This window comes from Sorangium sp. So ce302 (assembly GCF_051530145.1).
GTDB lineage: Bacteria > Myxococcota_A > Polyangia > Polyangiales > Polyangiaceae > Sorangium > Sorangium cellulosum_B.
On record NZ_CP150326.1, the window covers coordinates 1,981,681 to 1,996,681 of the forward strand.

Below are 15,001 nucleotides of genomic sequence, written 5' to 3' on the forward strand. Positions count from 1 at the left end.
GAAGAGATCCGCAATGTGGCATGCAATCGCCTGTGTCGTCATGAATCTCCGTTGTCAGCGTGAAGTCCCGTCAGGTAGCTTCTCCGGCATGCGCCTCTTCTCCTGGTTGTTCGTGGGACTGTTCTCCTTGGTGGGCTGCTCCGGCGACGCGATCATCCACGGTCCCTGTCAGCCTCAGGAATACGGCCATCCAGGCTGCCCGTGGCCCGAGCAAGGTGGCGGAGGGGCCGGCGGCGAGGGCGGTGCGGGTGGCAGCGACGGCGGGGCCGGCGGCGGCGACGAGACCGCCTGCGCCGGCGATTGCGTCCCACCGGCGCCGCTCGGCTGGTTCGGACCGGCGCTCCTCTGGTTCGGCCCGCGGGACCAGGTACCCGCATGCCCCGCCGCCGCGCCGAACATCGGCTACGAGGGGTTCGCCGATCTAGCGCCCGCGCCGCTCGCCTGCGCGTCCTGCCTGTGCGATCCGCCCGGCGCGGCGACAGCCTTGTGCCAGCTTCCGCTGGGCTGGTCGGCGCACACCTCGACGACGTGTTCCGGCGACCCCGGCAGCGTCGCGACCCCCTTCGCTGCGCCCGGCGGCTGGGACGGCGCCTGCACCGCCGAGAACGCCATCCCCGCGGGCCAGGACTGCGGCGGGCAGCCGTGTGTGAAGTCGATCTCGATCGACGCGCCCGCCGTGCTGGTCACCGCCGCCTGCACGCCGAGGGTCGACGAGCCCCCGCCGCCGGCGCTCCTCGACCCGTGGCAGACCCGGGCGCTCGCCTGCGTGCCCGGCGCCTACACGGAGTGCGTGGGCGACCGGAGCACCTGCATGCCCTCGCCGGACCAGCCCGGGGTCCCGCCGCCCGGCGGCTTCCTGACGTGCATCTTCCACGAGGGCGACGTGACGTGCGAGGCGCCGTACGTGGACAGGCACGTCTTCTACGGCGGCGCCGACGACACGCGCGGCTGCTCCGAGTGCGGCTGCGGGGAGCCGGAGGGCGCGTCGTGCATCGTCATGGCCTCCGTCTACAGCGACGGCGCGTGCGTCGAGCAGGTTGCATCGAACCTCGTCAGCTCCATGGCGCCGTTCTGCGGGGTCACGCCGCCCGGCGTCGCCCTCGGCAGCAAGTCGGCGGAGGTCGTGGCCGTGGATCCCGGCGGCTGCGCCCCGAGCGGCGGCGAGCCGTTCGGCGAGCTGCTGCCGGCCGAGCCGTCGACGTTCTGCTGCCAGGCATAGGGCTCGCACCGGCATCACGCCTGCATAAGGAGGGGCGGCGCTCTCCAGGCGGCGACGCTTCCGCAATCTGGATCGGGTCGCCTCGCCCCAGCCTGAGCACTGCATGCGCGTCAGGAGCTCCCTCGACCAGGCGGACGGCGACATTGACACGGTCCCGAGCTCGCGGTGCCCGTAGAGCCTGATCTCCCCAGGAATCCGGGCTCTTCGTGCGTGGGAGGGGAGCTCAGCCGCCTCTCGTGACGAAGAACCGCAGGCCGTAGCGCAAAAGCGGCATGCTAGCCGCAACTCGACGGCGTCGAGGTCGAGACGCGCCAGGGCGCGGTTCGCCTCCTCCACGCGCGCGGCGATGAGTTCAACGCCCCGGAGCGTGGCCTGGCAGATGAATCCGCCATAAAGAGGACGCGGCCATAGCCCGCACCAAGGTCGTAGACGACGTCCCCTGGTCGCGGTGCGGCCCACCGGTAGAAGCGTCGAATCGAGGCGTACGACGCCCCCTCGTAAGTCGAGCATTCGTCGGGAAACTGAATGATTCGTTTGAGCGGAACAATGCCAGCTTCCACGCTCTCTATGCGAAGATCGAGCAGCTGATCAATCGCTGGGTCATCCAGCGGCTCCTCGGACGTGTGCCAGGCAAGCAGCTGCGCACGGAGGGATCGGAGGTCGAGGAATGTTGCATTCATCGAGATGCCTCGTGTCAGTCGCCCGCAAAGGTCGCGTCTGCGGGGGGGCCGTGCTCCCACAGCCAGCGCACCGCTTCTTCGAGCGCCTGCAGCGGATCGGGCTCATTCACGCCGAGCACTTCGCGCAGCCGGCAATCGCTGATCAGGACCGGGCTCGACACCTTGTAGGGGTGGTCGACCGCCGCGAAGGGAACCACCGCCGGCTCCCATTCCCAGTCGAACATACGTCCGATCACGGCCGCGAGGCCAGCGTATGTCCACGTATAAGGGTCGACGACATTGCAGGCCCAAAAGCCCCGCGGCGCACGCTCGACGGCTGCAATGACGGACCGGGCCACGCGATCGAGCGCGACCTGATGACATACCTGGACGCCGCGGTCAGGCAGCTCCAGGCGGCGCATGCCCGAACGGATCTTCCGGATCAAAGGCCACGCCCGCGATCGAGGATCGTTGGGCCCGTAGATGGCTCCGGGCCGCAGCACGGTAACATCGCCGGCGCTGTCACGGAGAGCCATCTCCATCGCCGCGTTATCATGGTTCGGCGGCGCTCCTGGATACGGCGACGTTCGCGTGGGCGCGTCTTCGGTGAGCGGGAGCGGCGTATCTGGGAGCAGGGATTGTCCTGAACCGTCCCCGATGCCCGCCTGGACGAGGTAGCGGTAGACGTCGATCGAGCTCACCGCGACGACCTTCCGCACTCCTGCGCGTCGCGCGCAGTCCGCGAGTGACGTCGCCTTTTCGGCCGTAGCACCGCCGGCGAACGTATCGACGAGCACATCCGGGCGCGCGCGCTCGATCGCTGCTCCGGGCGCGAGCAGCTCCGCCCGCGTGCCGTGCAGATGCTCCACCTCGGGCAGGTCGGGGATCTCGTGTGTCCCACGATGCGCCACGGTCACTCTATGCTGTTGCTCCATGGCGCGCCGCAGCACCGCTGGGCCAAGGAATCGAGTCCCGCCAATCAGGACGAAATGCATGATCTACTCGCGCTTGGGAGCGGGCGTGCGGTGGGCCGACTCGAGGAGCCGCCGCAGTCGCTCGGCTGCGGCTTGGGCGCCGGCGAGGTTGGCTGCGTAGCGTGAGTCCAGCACGGCGACGTCACCGCCGCAATGAGGGCAACTCGTCGTGCCTGGCAGCACGTACTGCTTGCACCCGTGGCAGAGCTCGAGCACTGGAGGCACACTCCCCCCGCTCCGGCGCGGGCGCCCAGCTCGCCAGGCTGCAACGGCCACCACCGAGCGACGAGATGCCCAGGGCACCCAGAATCCTCACTCGGGCTTGCGTGGACGGTTTGCTATGTCGCGAACGCCGCAAATTCCGGCTCTGAGGCGCAGCCGGTTCTGTACCGTTCTTTCCGATTCTTCGAGAGCTCGAAGAAGAATGTGATACGGAGCCAGCGAGGGCCGCGACCACCGCTCTCGCATGAGGGCCCGAGCGCCCGCTGCGATAGGATTGAAGTGCGGCGGAGAGCGCCGCCCGCAAACGCTGGCCTCGGATGGACCGCCGCTTGCCGTCCCACGAGGCCCGTGAGCGGCGTGCCCACGGGCGAGGTCGCGCATCCCCCCAGGATCGGCGGCCTTGCCGCGCACGCGGCGCAAGAGAGGCGAGCGTGACGAGTCCTGTGGTCGTGACCAAGTATCTGTGTGCCGCCGCTGCGATTCACGCCGCGCTCGGCTGCGCGGCCGGCGTCGACCTGCCCGATGAGGGCGGATCCGCGGCGGCCGCGACGCCCACCCTCGGGGTCGCAGAACAGCGGGCCAGCACCTACGGGTGGAGGGTCATCGAGGTGATCGACTACAATTTCGACGGAAAGCAGGATTTGCTCTGGATCGACGCCGAGCGCAGCCTCATGGCCGTATGGTTCATGGACGGAGTCCAGCTGCTCACGCCGGGCCCGATCGTCCGTGGGCCGGCCGGCAGAGGCTGGATCGCCATAGGGCACGACTTCAACCTCGACGGCCTGGCGGACGTGCTCTGGCGTCACGATGAGCGGGACCTGATAACGATCTGGCTGACGGACGGAGGCCGGCCGTTCGCGCAGGGCCCGATGCTCCCCGGGCCGCGCGGCGGAGGCTGGGTGATCCGGCCGAACGACTTCAACCGCAACCTCGCCTCGGATGTGCTCTTTTACAGCGAGGAGCAGAACCTCATGACGGTGTGGCTGCTGGATGGCGTCCAGCTGCTCGCGCCGGGCCCGTTCATCCCGGGGCCGGGCGGCGACTGGGATATCGGCCCCACGCCCGACTTCAACTTCGATCGCATCGCGGATGTGATCTGGAACGACCAGGTGCACAACCTGATGACGGTGTGGCTGATGAGCAACACGGAGGTCCTCGGGCGGGGGCCGGTGATCCCCGGGCCGAGCGGCGAGGGATGGGACGTCCTCTGGGCGGCCGACTTCAACGCTGACGGCATGTCGGACGTGCTCTGGACCAACGAGGAGAGGGGCCTCGTGGCGATCTGGCTGATGAATGGCGTCGAGCTCCTCGACGCGGGGCCGGTGATCCCCGGGCCGATCGGCGACGGCTGGACAGCGGTCGCCGCCGGTGACGTCAACGCCGATCTGATGTCGGATGTCGTGTGGCAACGCCCGGGGACGAGCCAGGTAGCGGTGTGGTTGATGAACGGCACCCACGTCCTCTCGCCAGGGCCGGTGATCCTGGGCCCCCCCGGCGGCTGACCGACCCGGGCGATCCGCGGCGTGGTCACGTCAGTTCGAGACGCCCGCCGCGCGCAGGCCGTCCCGGGCCAGCGCGTGCTTGGGCGCGATGTCGAGGACCCGCCGGAGCTCCCGCGCGGCGTCGCCGCCCTTGCCCATCTTGAGCAGCGACCAGCCGAGGCCCGAGCGCACCTCGACGTCGCTCGGGTACATCTCCGCGAGCCGGCCGTAGATCGTCGCGGCCTCCGGGTAGCGCGCCAGGTTGTACAGGGCGAACGCGAGCCGCAGGCTCGCGAGGTAGTTCGCGGGGTCGAGCTGCAGCGCCTTCCGCGCGGTCGCTTCCACGTCGGCCCACCGGCGCAGCGCCATCTGCGGGAGCAGCGCGCCGACGCGCGACTCGACCGATCTCGGCTCGAGCGCGCTCGCCCTTCCGTACGCGTCGACGGCCTCCTTGTTGCGCCCGAGCTTGTGATAGAGCCAGCCGCGGCGGAGCTCCGCGACGTATCCATCCTTCTGCGGCGCAGGGAGGCGATCGAGCGCGGCGAGCGCGTCCTGCACCTTCCCGGCGGCCTCGGCGTCATAGGACAGCTGGAACAGGTCCGCCGGCCTCCCCTCCGCGTCAGCGGCCCCGGAAGGGACGCCGCTCAACGCACAACCGACCAGCATCACGAAGAACCATCGACTCGCTCTCATGACGTCTCCTCGCCGAATGACACGGTGAATTTCCTGCCGGCGCCCTGGACCCGCTCCGCCACCCGCGTGCGGCCCTGCGCCGTGACCTCGACCCTGAGCGGCCCTCGGCCCCTCGTGAGCTCCGCCCGCGTCCGCACGAGCGGCTCGCCGCGGCGATCGCGCCGCCGCGACTCGCCGAGGACCACGAGGAGGTCGCCCTCGCGGCGCATCCTGAGGTCCACCTCGATCCCGTCGCCTGGCAGGAAGGGGGCGACGAAGTCGGCGAGCACCCGGAGCGCGAACGCGCGGAATCGCCGCGCCGGCAGCGTGTCCGCCCAGCGGAGCGAGGCGCTGCCCTCGAGCGGCACCCGCGGGAGCGCCGCGCGCAGCAGGTGAACGACCGACGCGTCGTCGCCCACCGCGTCGAAGCTCGTGAACAGGTCGTCGCTCCTGCCGTAGAAGAGAGACGCGGCGCGGTCCTCCGAGCGGATCAGGAGCCGCCCGTAGACGTCGACGTCGCACGTGACGCGCTCGACGTCCGCGCCGACGCGGTACGCCCAGGTGTCGGCGCAGGTGAAGCCGAAGTACGCGGACACGTCCTCGTCGGCCTCGATGGCGCGCACGGCGTCGCCCTCCCGCGGCTCCAGGCTGGGCCAGAGCCGCGCCTCCTCGCCGACCGTGACCACGTCGCTGAACCGGCACGGGAGCGTCGGCGCGCCGAGCTTGTGGGTCGACTGCAGCTGGAAGTGCAGGTGCGGCTCGGGGGATCGACCCGAGCTGCCCGCGAGCCCGAGGACGTCGCCCCGCTTCACCCATTGCCCCTCCACGACCTTGAGCGTCCCGCGCGCGAGGTGCGCGACCATCGAGTACACGCCGGGCGCGTGGGCCACGATGACGTGGTTGCCCCAGTTCTGCTCGAGGTTCATCGCGCCGACGTCGCTGTCGGGCACGCTCGACTCGACCTTCACCACGGTGCCGTCGGCGGCCGCGACCACGGGTAGCCGGTGGCAGTGGAAGTCCTGCGGCGCGCTCCCGGCGCCGCGGAAGGCCAGGCCACCTTCGCCCATCACCTGGAAATCGAAGGCATGGCGCCATTGCTCCTTGTGCGTGAACGCGCCGTCGACCGCCTGCGTGCACGTCCACGTGCCGCGGAACGGGAGCCGGAAGCTCACGGCGTGCGGCGACTGCTGGAAACGCGCGCGCCGCGTGCGGAGGTACGCGAGGTTCTGCTCGGGCGTGCCCGGGAGGAAATCCACCGCCTTGGGCCGCTCGTCGCGCGCGCGCCGACGCATCGCGAGGAGGACGGCGACGACGGTGACGTTGAACGGCAGGATCAGCGGCGCCGCGCCGAGCCGCGCGAGCGGCGCCATCGCGCCGGCGGTGACGAGCGCGGCGGCGACGGCGCCGGACAGGCCGAGCGCGAACGAGGACGCCGAGGGGACGAACCAGACGCCGCCCAGCCCGACCGCCGTGAGGACGGCGTTGTAGCCGAGCACGTCGAGCGCGCCGTCAGGGAGCGAGAGCCATCGCGAGGCGAGCCCGAGCGCCGCCGCGAACGCGAGCGCGGCGAGGAGCGCGGCGATCCGGCTGTGGACGAGGAGCGCCGCGAGCACCAGCGCGCCCGCGTCGGCGCGGGGCAGGAAGAAGAGGCCGCCGAGGCACCGCGCGAACAGCGCGATGGGCGCGGGGAGGCCCTCGAACGCGAGCGGGGCTTGCGCGGGCGCCGCGAGCGTGAGCCCGGAGAACGCCGAGGTGCTCAGCGTCAGGTGGAAGACGACGATGAACGGGAGCGACAGCACCGGCAGGCCGGCGGCGCCGCCGGAGCCGGGACCGGAGAGGGAGCGCAGCGCCGCCGTGACCACCACGCACGCGGCGGCGCCGAGCAGCGCGACGGCGACGGCGGGGCCGTCCGCGGTGAACGACTGCGCCACGCCGAGGCCGACGAGGAGCGCGTTGTACGCGTACGACCCGTCCCTCACGGCGTCCTTCTCGAGGTCGAGGAGGAGCGCGGCCCCGTTCGCCGCGCACGCCGCGATGACGCCGAACACGAAGGCGCGAGGCACGGTGGCGGTCGCGAGCATCACGAGCAGCCCCACCGCCGGCGAGCGCGAGAACAGGATGTGCGCGTAGACCCGGAGGAGCGACTCCCCCATCTCGACGACGCCGCTCCTCGCGAGCCGCGAGCTCACGGCCGCCGCGACCCGACGGCGCCGGGCCGTCCCGGTCGCGCGCGCCGCGCCGCTCGCGTCGCTCGTCGGCCCGGGGATCACCTGAGCCATGCCGGCACGTCCTCGACGGCGCGGAAATCGTCGAGCGTCTCCGCGCGGCGGATGCAGGAGGCGCCTCCCTCGCCCACCATCACCACCGCCGGACGGAGGGTGATGAACTGGTGCCACTGCGTCACGTTGTAGGCGCCCACGTTGCGGAACACGAGCCGATCTCCCGGGGACGACGCCGGGAACTGCATGGTGTCGCGCACCACGTCGATGTTCATGCACAGCGGGCCGAACATCACGGTGGGCTCCTGCATGGCGCTGAACTCCTGCGCCGGGACGACATCGTGTTTGTACCAGAACGAGGTGAAGAGCAGGTTGACGCCCGCGTCGAGCACGAGGCCGCTGCGCCCGTCGGGGAGGCGCTTCTTGGCCTCGACCGTCGCGATGAGGTACCCCGCGTCGTCCACCAGCGCGCGGCCCGTCTCGAGGACGAGCGTCGGGAGCTCCCGGGCGGGACAGTCGAGCTCTCCGAGGCCGTCGCAGATGGCCTCGGCGTAGCGCTCGAACGACGGAGACGCCTGCTCGCCGAGCAGGTACTGCGCCTTGAGCGTGTTCTTCGAGGCGAAGCCGCCGCCGAGGTCGAGGAACGAGAGCCGGATCCCGTGCGCGGCGCGTATCTCGTTGGCGAGGCGCGCCAGCTTGGACGCCGCCTTGCCGTAGGCGCCCGGGTCGAGGATGAACGTGCCGATATGGCAGTGCAGCCCGGTGAGCTCCATGCGATCTCCGCTCACGAGGCGGCTCACCGCCTCCCTGGCCTGGCCGGACTCGAGGTTCAGGCCGAAGCGGCTCCACGGCGCGAGGCCCTCGATGTTCATGTTGACCCGGATGGCCACCTTCGGGCGCGCCTTGACCCGCTCGGCGACCCGCTCGATCCGCGCCAGCTCATCGAGGTTGTCGATGTGGATGATCGAGCCGCCGGAGACCGCGCGCGCGAGCGCCGCGTCGGGCTTGTAGGGGCCGTTCCAGTGGATCCGCTCGGCCGGGACGCCCGCGAGGATCGCCTTGTCGTACTCGAAGGGCGAGACCACCTCGGCCCAGGCGCCTTCGCGGTGGAACGTGCGGCAGATCGCCTCGAGGTAGTTCGTCTTGTACGACCAGGCGATCCGCACCTTGGCCCAGCGGCGCGCGAACGCGCCGTGGAGCTCGCGGTAGCGGCTCACGAGCGTCCGCTCCGAGAACACGAAGAGCGGTGATCCGTGCTGGGCCACGAGATCGGCGATGGCGACTCCGTCGATGTGGGTGAGGGGCCGCACGCCCTGGAGGCGGCCGAACTTGTTCATCGCCCCCATCTGGTGCCGGACGATGCTGGGCGATTCGTAGACCGGGCTATTCACGAGAGGCCTCCTGAACGGACGAGCTCGCCCGTCGTCACCATGCTCTGAAAGTCGCTGATCCGCGCGACCTGGTCGATCGAGATGCGGACGAACATCGCGCCGACCTCGTAGCCGCGGAGCGGCTCGATCGGCGCGCCTGCGGCGAGATCGACCACGGCGCGAGGCAGGTTCATCCCGGCCGCCACGCTCAGGTACACCCACGCCGGGAAGCGCGGGTTGACCTCGATGAGGTGATAGCGCCCGTGCGCGTCGCGCATCACCTCGACCTCGAAGGGGCCGCGCCACCGCGTCGCCTCCGCGAAGGCCTGCGCGATGCCGACGAGCTCGGGGTCGCGTACGGTGATGCCGGCCCAGCCCTTTCCCTTGTCGGTGAGGAGCATCTTCTTCATCGGCACGGCGCCGACGAGCCCGCCTTCTCCGTCGCCGACCGCCACCACATCGAGCTCCTCCCCGGTCACGTGCTCCTGGACGAGGACCGGGAGGCCCCACTGGGCTATCACCTTGTAATAGGCCGACACCGCCTCATCGAAGGTCGTCGCCAGCGTCGCGCCGTAGAACACGCCCTTCACGTGGAAGGGGTAGGGCACCCGCTCGTGGATGCGCAGGAGCTCGTCGGCGTCCGAGAGGGCCGCCGTGCGCGGGACCCGGATGCCGGCGCGGGCGCCGAGCGCGGCGAGGCTCGCCTTCGAGCGGAGATCGAGCTGCTCGCGCGTGGGCAAGCAGGTGCCGATCCCCATCGCGCGGAGCCGCGGCGCGATGTCGATGAACGAGGGCAGCTCGGCGTCGAGCGTCGGGATGATCACGTCGAGCCCGACCCGCCGGTGGACGTACTCGAGGCGGGACACGAACGCTTCCAGGCCCTGCGATGGATAGGGGATCATGAACACGTCGCTCACGATGTCGCCGGCGTACGCGCCGGGATCGAGCGCGTCGTACGCGAGGCCGACGAGGCGAATCGAGGCGTCGCCGCCCGCGCGGAGCGCCCGGATGACGCCCACGCCGGGAGCGGGGTTGTCAGTCGCGTTGAGGCCGGTGACGGCGATGGTGCGGGGCCTCGTCTTCACTGGGCTCCCTCCGGCTCCGCGGAGAGGAGGCCGTGCTGCCGGAGGAGCTCCAGGAACTCGCCGACGTCGCGCGCCGGGTCGCCCCCGCGGATATCGAATCGCTCGCGGAGCCGGGCGGCGACCTCCTCGCGCGAGAGCCCCTCTTTCATGGCGTTGAGGGCGCAGAGGCCGGTGGGATTGACGGTGAACGTCGCGCCCGACGCGGGATCGAACACGAATCCGGTATCGCTGAGTGCAAGCTCTTTCAATCGCAGGATCGCGCTCACGCGAGCCTCCTCGTTCTAAGGGTGTTGGGGCGCCGACCGTGAAATTCTTAGAAAATTCACAGGGAGGCGGGGAGACGGGGAGGAGAGATTCAAAATACTCCCTGTCTCCCAGCCTCCCTGTTCAATTCGCTGAAAAGGGCCACGAAATGAGGGTATTCCTCAGGCCTCCAGCCGCGCCTCGGACCAGGTGCGGCTGGAGTAGTAGAGCGGGGCGCTTCAGGCGCGGCTGCCTGCCCTCCTTGTGCCCGCCGGGGGCGAGAGCGGGTCAATGAATTTGACCGTGTGTCGCGAGGAGGATCAACGCTCCATCAATGCTCGGCCGCGCCCTCCGCGCGGGCGCGCAGCCGGGCCGCGTAGACGCTGTCGCCGTGGCGTGAGAGGAAGTCGTCGATCGCGGCCCGCTCGTCGCTTCCGCGCCCGAGCTGGCGCAGGGCCTCGATGCGGCCATAGCGCGCCTCGGCGCCGAGCCCGCCGCGCCCGGCCGCGAGGTACCGCTCGAAATAGCCGAGGGCCGAGGCGGGATCTCCTCCGGAGAGCGAGAGCCGGCCGAGCGATACGAGCGCGACGCGCGCCTCGGGGCTGCCCGGATGGCGCGCGAGCAGCGCGAGGTACGCGGCCGACGCATCGGCGTCGCGGCCGGCGGCGAGCGCCAGCTGGGCGTCGCGCAGCAGCTCGTCGGCGCTCGGACCGGGGTGCGCCTCGCCGCGGTGGCCCTCGCGCGCTGCCCTCGGAGCGGCCGCCGCGCCGGCGGCCTCCACCACGCCCGCGTCGGGCGACTCCTTCGGCGCGGGCGCCGTGGCGGCGGGCTGGACGTCGAGGGAGCGCGGCGGCGGCTCGATCCCGGCGCTGGCCTGCGCGGGCGCCGCGTCTGGCGCGCGCGGGGGCGGGGGCGCCACGTCGCGGTCGATCAGGAGCTCGGCCGCGAGCGCGGCCAGGAACGTCGCCGCGAGCGCGACGCCGGCGAAGGTGCCCGCGACCCCGCGCCGCACGATCGCGCGCCGCCTGGGGCGCTCCTCTGGCGCAGGGACGCGCTGCGCCCCCGCCTCGCCGGCGGCCTGCGCGAGGATCCGCGCAGCGAGGGCGTCGTCGTCCACGGGGCCGAGAGCCCCGCCGCGCCGCGCGCCGAGCCGGCCGAGGTCGGCCCAGAGCGCGGCTTCGCCGGCGAGCTCCGGGTGAGCCTCCTCGTAGCGGCGGCGGAACGCGGCGTCCTCGGGCCCGATCGGCGTCCCGCGACCTTCGGCCGCGACGATCGCGATCCAGCGCTCCTCGTCCGAGGCATGGGCCATCATGGTCTTCACGGCGATCTTCTCCGGCCGACGGCGATGTCCTGCCGGACCCGCTTTCGCAGGGCGGCGATCCCGAGGCGCAGGCGGCTGCGCACGGTGTCCGGGCTGACGTCGGTCATCTCAGCGATCTCATCGACGGTGTGTTCGAGCGCGTGGTGCAGGATCAGCGCCTCGCGCTGGGCTTCGGGCAGCTCCCCCAGGTAATCGCGCACGTGGCGCGGGAGCGCCTCCTGGGCGCTCCCGCGCGACGACGCCGGGACCTCCTCGGCGTCCGACAGGTCGCCTGCGATGGGGGCGTCGCGCCGCCGCAGGGCGCGGAGGTACCGCAGCACGGTCCGCACGGCGATGCGCCGCGCCCAGCCCTCGATGACGGCCTCGCCCCGGTACGCGGGCACGGCCCTCAGGATGGCGAGCATCGCCAGCTGCGCCGCGTCGTCCGCGTCGGCCGAGCGCCGCAGGAACGCCTGCGCGACCTGCCGGACGCCCGGGAGGAGCCTGGCCACGAGCCACGCCTGGGCCGCGGGATCACCCGCCCCGGCGCGGCGGGTCCGCTCGAGATCGATGGAAGAGACGAGGGGACCTTCGGCCTGGTGAGCGCGCGTCCCCTCCGTGACGCGCACACCCATGAGGAGAGCCTGTCCATCCACGATCACGGTGACCCTGTGCCTCCCGCGGGCACGATCGGGTCATTTTTATGAGGGTGGCCCGGCGCGACGGTGGCCCGACGCGGCGAGAGCCCGCCGCGCCCCCGTCGTCACCGCCCCGCGACCGTACGAGGCGGGGCGCTCCGCGCGGCCGGCCCGAGCTCGAGGCCGATCCCACCGAGGAAGCGCAGGGGATCCGGCTGGAGATCGGCGACCCGCGGCGCGGGGGTCGAGAGCCGGTTCAGCGGCACGTCGAGGCTGGTCCAGAGGGCGATGCGGAGCTCATCGGAGATCCGGAGGCTCAGCCCCGTCGTGGGCGCGACGCTGATCAGCAGGTCGGTCACGCGCTTGTCGGACGAAAGATGCGGTCCTTCCGGCGAGGACGCTTCCGGCGGACCCGGCGATCTCCAGGGCGCGTGCGGCGCTCGCCACGCGCCGCTCCGCGAGACGACGTCGAAGGTGGCCCGGCCGCCGAGATGGAAGGCCCAGCGCCCGCTCCCGATGTCGAATCGGTGGCCCCCGCTCGCGAAGAGCGGTGTCCGATCGAGATCCAGATCGAGGCCCGCGCGCTCCACCTGGAGGTGCTGTGTGTCCATCCAGTCGTAGCCGGCGCCGACGTACGAATCGGGCGTGGGCGCCCACGACAGCGAGAGCGAGACGGCGCTCTGCCAGGGGACGTGCTCTCCGAACGTGCCGCCCGCATAACCGGCCGAGAGGAACCACCGCCGCCACCACGCGGCGTCGGCGTGCTCGAGCGTCGAGGGCGGCGGCGCGGGGCGCTCGTCCGGCGCTGGTGCGGGCCGCGATGGTGGCCGGGCAGGAGGGGCCGCGGGGGGCGCGGGCGCGTCCGGCGGCGGCGCGGCCTGCGCAGGCGAGGGCGCCAGCGCGGCGGGCGCGGCCTGCTCGGCGCCGCCGACGTCGACGCTCGCCATCCCGGCCCCGGTGATGGGCCCCTCCAGCGCCTCCGCCGCCGCCGAGCCCGCGACGTTCGCGAGCGCCTCGACGGCCACGGACGTCCGCCCGGGAGGCGCAGGGAACCGCCGCGAGTACACGCGCTCCCCGCCGCGAGGGAAGAGATACAGGGCGAGCTCGTTGCCCGGACCCGCCTCGATCCACAGCGCGCCGTGCGCGGACCATTGCTCCACGAGCGAGCGCGCCGCCGCGACGCGCTCGTGCAGATCGAGCGCGGGCGCCGGCGCGCGCCGGACCACGTGGAGCCCGACGCCCGAGGGCCGGACGTGCGCCGCGACGAGCGCCGCGGCGTGCGCCTCGAGCGGCGAGCCCGGGCGCCCGGCGACGATCAGCACGAGCGCGCGCTGCGCCGCGGGCGCATCACCCGCGCCGGCGCGCTCCGGGGCGCGCGGCTCGTCCGCCGCGGCCGCGCCCGACGCCAGCGCGAGCCACCCCGCCGCGAGCAGCGCGGGCGCCTTGCGCCGGCGCGCGGCGCAACGGGGGCAGTTCGGTCGTGCGGCGCTCGACGTCATGACTCACGATCCGCGACGCGGTCCAACGTGTCCGGCTGACGAAGGAAGAAGTAGAGTCGACCCGTAGCAGCAAACGAGCGACGACGCCACCGCGCAGCACGGCGCCGCCGCGGGCGTTCGGCCTTCAGCTCAGCGCTTCGGCGCTTCACCCGCTTCACCGCGGCGCGCGGGCGGCGAGGCGGTACAGAAGAGCAGCACCGATGCGACACATCCTCCACATCGACATGGACGCGTTCTTCGCGTCGGTCGAGCAGCTCGACGACCCGTCGCTGCGAGGCCGCCCCGTCCTGGTGGGCGGCGCCTCCCGGCGGGGCGTCGTCGCGGCCGCGTCGTACGAGGCGCGCGCCTCGGGCGCCCGCTCGGCGATGCCGATGGTCGAGGCGCTCCGCCGCTGCCCGCAGGCGATCGTGGTGCCGGTGCGGCACGCCCGCTACGCCGAGGTGAGCGCGCAGGTCTTCGCGATCTTCCGCCGCTTCACGCCGCTCGTGGAGGGGCTGTCGCTCGACGAGGCGTTCCTCGACGTGACCGCGAGCCGCGCGCTCTTCGGCGACGGCGAGGCGATCGCGGCGCAGATCAAGCGCGCGATCCGCGACGAGACCGGGCTCACGGCCTCCGCGGGCGTCGCGCCCTGCAAGTTCGCCGCGAAGATCGCGAGCGATCTGCGGAAGCCCGACGGCCTCGTCGTGGTCCCCGGCGACGTCGCCGCCTTCCTCGCGCCGCTGCCGCTCGAGCGCATGTGGGGCGTGGGCCCGCGCGCGGCCGAGCGGCTGCGCGCGGCGGGGCTCGCGACCATCGGCGATCTCGCGCGCTGCCCCGCGCCGCGCCTCCACGAGCTGCTCGGCCCCGCGTGGGGCGAGCACGTGCGGCTGCTCGCCGCGGGCGTCGACGAGCGCGCGGTCGTCCCGGGCCGCGCGGCGGAGTCGATTGGCGCGGAGGAGACCGTGGAGGAGGACCTCCGGGGCAGGGAGCCGATCGAGCATTGGCTGCTCGATCTGTCGGGCCGCGTGGCGCGGCGCCTGCTCAAGGCGGGCCTGTCCTGCCGCGCGGTGGTGGTGAAGCTCAAGTACTCGGACTTCACGCTGCGGACGCGCCAGACGACGCTGTCCGAGCCGGTCAGCGACACGGACTCGATCTACACCTGCGCGAAGGGGCTGCTGTCGCGCTTCGATCTCTCGCGGCCCGTGCGGCTCGTCGGCGTCGCCGCGAGCGACCTGACGAGCGAGACCGGCGGCCCGACGCTGAGCCTGTTCCCGGTCGCCTCCGAGCGCCGCCGCCGCCTCGAGGGCGTCGTGGCGGAGGTGGCCGAGCGCTTCGGTGGGAAGGGGCTCACCCGCGCGGCGCTGCTGGGACCCCCGCCCTCGGGCCGCGCGACGTCGCGCGCGGCCCCGGGCGAGCGCGAGAAGAAGAAATAGACGGTCTC

12 protein-coding genes are annotated in these 15,001 nt (G+C 72.4%); 3 read left to right on the forward strand and 9 right to left on the reverse strand.

Annotation, left to right across the window (positions count from 1 at the left end; translation table 11 throughout):
• Positions 1 to 88 precede the first annotated feature (88 nt).
• A complete protein-coding gene (locus tag WME73_RS07610) occupies positions 89 to 1,219 on the forward strand; it encodes a hypothetical protein (RefSeq protein WP_437915255.1) in 1,131 nt (376 codons plus the stop codon).
• Between the two features lie 694 nt (positions 1,220 to 1,913).
• Here WME73_RS07610 and WME73_RS07615 read toward each other — a convergent pair.
• The gene (locus tag WME73_RS07615; protein WP_437744822.1) at positions 1,914 to 2,873 is read right to left on the reverse strand and encodes an NAD-dependent epimerase/dehydratase family protein; all 960 of its coding nucleotides are present in this window, start codon (positions 2,871 to 2,873) and stop codon (positions 1,914 to 1,916) included.
• A gap of 650 nt (positions 2,874 to 3,523) precedes the next feature.
• On the opposite strand from WME73_RS07615, the gene WME73_RS07620 reads away from it, so the two are divergent.
• The gene (locus WME73_RS07620) at positions 3,524 to 4,576 is read left to right on the forward strand and encodes an FG-GAP repeat domain-containing protein (RefSeq protein ID WP_437744823.1); all 1,053 of its coding nucleotides are present in this window, start codon (positions 3,524 to 3,526) and stop codon (positions 4,574 to 4,576) included.
• Positions 4,577 to 4,606: 30 nt separating this feature from the next.
• Here the strand turns inward: WME73_RS07620 and WME73_RS07625 are convergent, their stop codons facing one another.
• The 8 genes from WME73_RS07625 to WME73_RS07660 all read right to left on the reverse strand — a co-directional run bounded on the left by WME73_RS07625 (position 4,607) and on the right by WME73_RS07660 (position 13,581).
• Positions 4,607 to 5,248, reverse strand: a complete 642-nt coding sequence (locus WME73_RS07625; RefSeq protein ID WP_437744824.1) for a tetratricopeptide repeat protein — start codon at positions 5,246 to 5,248, stop codon at positions 4,607 to 4,609.
• Positions 5,245 to 7,506 carry an urea transporter gene (locus WME73_RS07630; RefSeq protein WP_437915257.1) on the reverse strand — a complete coding sequence of 754 codons (2,262 nt, stop codon included), beginning with the start codon at positions 7,504 to 7,506 and terminating at the stop codon, positions 5,245 to 5,247. Before WME73_RS07630 ends, WME73_RS07625 begins: the two co-directional genes overlap by 4 nt.
• Positions 7,494 to 8,837, reverse strand: a complete 1,344-nt coding sequence (locus tag WME73_RS07635; protein WP_437869571.1) for a diaminopimelate decarboxylase — start codon at positions 8,835 to 8,837, stop codon at positions 7,494 to 7,496. The genes WME73_RS07630 and WME73_RS07635 overlap by 13 nt, the downstream gene beginning before the upstream one ends.
• Entirely contained in the window at positions 8,834 to 9,901 is a 1,068-nt protein-coding gene (locus tag WME73_RS07640) for an ATP-grasp domain-containing protein (RefSeq protein WP_437869572.1), read from the reverse strand. Before WME73_RS07640 ends, WME73_RS07635 begins: the two co-directional genes overlap by 4 nt.
• Positions 9,898 to 10,167 (reverse strand): HPr-rel-A system PqqD family peptide chaperone, encoded by a 270-nt coding sequence (locus tag WME73_RS07645; RefSeq protein WP_437744828.1) that lies wholly within the window; start codon positions 10,165 to 10,167, stop codon positions 9,898 to 9,900. Before WME73_RS07645 ends, WME73_RS07640 begins: the two co-directional genes overlap by 4 nt.
• Positions 10,168 to 10,475: 308 nt before the next feature.
• Entirely contained in the window at positions 10,476 to 11,456 is a 981-nt protein-coding gene (locus WME73_RS07650; protein WP_437747954.1) for a tetratricopeptide repeat protein, read from the reverse strand.
• A 5-nt stretch (positions 11,457 to 11,461) separates the two neighbouring features.
• On the reverse strand, positions 11,462 to 12,079 hold the full coding sequence (locus WME73_RS07655) for an RNA polymerase sigma factor (protein ID WP_437744829.1): 618 nt from the start codon (positions 12,077 to 12,079) through the stop codon (positions 11,462 to 11,464).
• Positions 12,080 to 12,207: 128 nt separating this feature from the next.
• On the reverse strand, positions 12,208 to 13,581 hold the full coding sequence (locus WME73_RS07660; RefSeq protein WP_437744830.1) for a hypothetical protein: 1,374 nt from the start codon (positions 13,579 to 13,581) through the stop codon (positions 12,208 to 12,210).
• Between the two features lie 200 nt (positions 13,582 to 13,781).
• Here WME73_RS07660 and WME73_RS07665 point away from each other — a divergent pair, with 200 nt between their 5' ends.
• Positions 13,782 to 14,993 (forward strand): DNA polymerase IV, encoded by a 1,212-nt coding sequence (locus WME73_RS07665; protein ID WP_437744831.1) that lies wholly within the window; start codon positions 13,782 to 13,784, stop codon positions 14,991 to 14,993.
• The last annotated feature ends 8 nt before the right edge of the window (positions 14,994 to 15,001 follow it).

Bases quoted from the DNA above. Each gene is read 5' to 3' on its own strand.
- WME73_RS07610 (WP_437915255.1), top strand. From the start codon at position 89: ATGCGCCTCTTCTCCTGGTTGTTCGTGGGACTGTTCTCCTTGGTGGGC.
- WME73_RS07615 (WP_437744822.1), bottom strand. From the start codon at position 2,873: ATGCATTTCGTCCTGATTGGCGGGACTCGATTCCTTGGCCCAGCGGTG.
- WME73_RS07625 (WP_437744824.1), bottom strand. From the start codon at position 5,248: ATGAGAGCGAGTCGATGGTTCTTCGTGATGCTGGTCGGTTGTGCGTTG.
- WME73_RS07630 (WP_437915257.1), bottom strand. From the start codon at position 7,506: ATGGCTCAGGTGATCCCCGGGCCGACGAGCGACGCGAGCGGCGCGGCG.
- WME73_RS07650 (WP_437747954.1), bottom strand. From the start codon at position 11,456: ATGATGGCCCATGCCTCGGACGAGGAGCGCTGGATCGCGATCGTCGCG.
- WME73_RS07655 (WP_437744829.1), bottom strand. From the start codon at position 12,079: ATGGGTGTGCGCGTCACGGAGGGGACGCGCGCTCACCAGGCCGAAGGT.
- WME73_RS07660 (WP_437744830.1), bottom strand. From the start codon at position 13,581: ATGACGTCGAGCGCCGCACGACCGAACTGCCCCCGTTGCGCCGCGCGC.
- WME73_RS07665 (WP_437744831.1), top strand. From the start codon at position 13,782: ATGCGACACATCCTCCACATCGACATGGACGCGTTCTTCGCGTCGGTC.